Here is a 1385-nt window from a genome sequence, read left to right on the forward strand (position 1 = left end):
GGGTTAAGGGTCAAAATGTGTGTCTGGCTCGGCGTGTCGCGGGGGTTAGATTTGGCCTTTTTGAATGCCGATTGAGTGGGTGTAGTCGGTGTCGATAGCGTTGTCGTAGAGGGCTGGGCGTCCTGTTTCGTGGTCGGCTTGGTTCTCGGTTTGGGTCAGGGTGGATACTTTGGCGAGTTGGCCCTGGCCCCAGTCGGACTGCCTGGCGATTCGTACTGGATCGTCAGGCAGTTCCGTTTTTAAGTAGAGCCACCAATCCAGCATGCGGCGTTGTCGTTCGCCTGATCTGCCGCGGTGGGTTCTGGCGAGCAGTTTGAGCTGGGCGTTGATGCCGCCTTCTAAGCTGTTGGTGGTGGATTTGATCCGCTCGGGCGCAAGGACTCCTGCTGGCGGGTTGAGGTAGACAAACAGCATCTCGGACCGCCAAAGATGGTTGAGGCTGTTGTAGGCCTTGCGCACGTTGTGGTGGGTCCACACGCGGGTCCATGCACCTGTTTTGGGGTCTTTGATCATGGTTTTCTCGTTCATCCATTCCCGGTAGATCGTTGAAAACTCGTGCAGTTGCACACCCCACGCGGCGGCTTCATCCAGTGTGGTGATCCGGGTCAGTTTCAGCGCAAGTCGGTAGATGGTGCGCCCGGCATCGGTGCGTGGGTTGGTGGTGGTGTAGCGGCGGACCACGCGTTGGGCGTGGACGAGGCAGCGTTGAATTTTCGTAGTCGGCCAGCACTTTTTGATTGCGCTGTATGCGCCTTGGCCGCCGTCGATGACGGCGATGAGTGGGGCTTCGATGCGTTCAAGCAGCAGTTGGTAGTCGCGGGTGGTTTCGTGTTTGCACCAGTGCCAGGCGATCACGTGGTCGATGGTCGCCGCGACGATCAGGCAGCCACCGGCGGTGTAGGTGCCATCGAGAAATACCTGGTCGTAGATCCGCTTGTGGTGGCCGGCGGTGGGGTCAGGCACATCAACGAGCCAGCACCACTTGAAGCGCCGCTTCATGGTGGCGCGGCTAACACCGTTTCGTTTGGCTAGGTCGTCGAGTGATATTGCGGTGGTGCAATGCTCGATGAACTGGGTGAACACTGCCGCGTTGGTGATGTCGTTTCGACGTTTGACGCTGGAGGCGCCGCATTGTTTGCAGCGCCATCTGGTGGTGCCTTTGCTGGTGGTGCCGTTGCGTTTCATTTCACCGCCGCAGTGGCAGCGTGGTTGGTTCTTCGACATTGCGACACCACACCACGCCGCGCATAGCACATCACGGCTGCCACACCGAGGATTTCCCGTCGGGGGCTAGATATATGCTTCCGGAGCATATACTTTCCGGAAACCTACAGGTCAATCCGTGAAAATCCGCGATTCCGGACACACTTTTTGACCCTTAACCC

At 58.4% G+C, this 1385-nt stretch carries 1 protein-coding gene; it reads right to left on the reverse strand.

The features are described 5' to 3' along the window. Positions 1-45: 45 nt before the first annotated feature. Positions 46-1224, reverse strand: coding sequence for an IS256-like element IS1249 family transposase (locus L6966_RS11895; RefSeq protein WP_005323424.1), 1179 nt, complete (start codon positions 1222-1224; stop codon positions 46-48). Between the last annotated feature and the right edge of the window lie 161 nt (positions 1225-1385).

The sequence above is a fragment of the Rothia nasisuis genome (assembly GCF_928381405.1).
In the GTDB taxonomy this organism is placed as follows: domain Bacteria; phylum Actinomycetota; class Actinomycetes; order Actinomycetales; family Micrococcaceae; genus Rothia; species Rothia nasisuis.